Source organism: Microbacterium sp. GbtcB4 (assembly GCF_019091465.1).
Classification (GTDB): Bacteria; Actinomycetota; Actinomycetes; order Actinomycetales; family Microbacteriaceae; genus Microbacterium; species Microbacterium paraoxydans.
In genome coordinates this window covers 1-245 of record NZ_JAGXJJ010000375.1, presented here as the reverse complement: position 1 = coordinate 245, position 245 = coordinate 1, and the positions used below count along the sequence as shown (strand labels likewise).

Here is a 245-nt window from a genome sequence, read left to right as displayed (position 1 = left end):
GGGGACCCCCCCCCCCTCCACCCCCTGCAGGACCGCGCGCTCCTACTGGCCACGGAAGACCGGGTTGTCCCTCATGAGAGCCAGGTTGCTGTCGCGGTCGTTCATCGCACCGTGCGGCCCGTCGAACTCCCCCGGCTGCGTCGAGGGCAGCGACACCACCCAGTGGGTCGAACCGTCCGCCGCCCGCACCTGCTTGATGGCGATGACCGTCGCGTCCTGACCACCCATGGCGTCCGTCGTCGTGT

Annotated in this window: 1 pseudogene; it reads right to left on the bottom strand. The window is 70.6% G+C overall.

Going from position 1 to position 245, the window contains the following annotated elements:
• Positions 1–42 precede the first annotated feature (42 nt).
• Positions 43–245 (bottom strand): annotated as a pseudogene (locus KVS71_RS18205) (hypothetical protein); the annotation flags it as partial.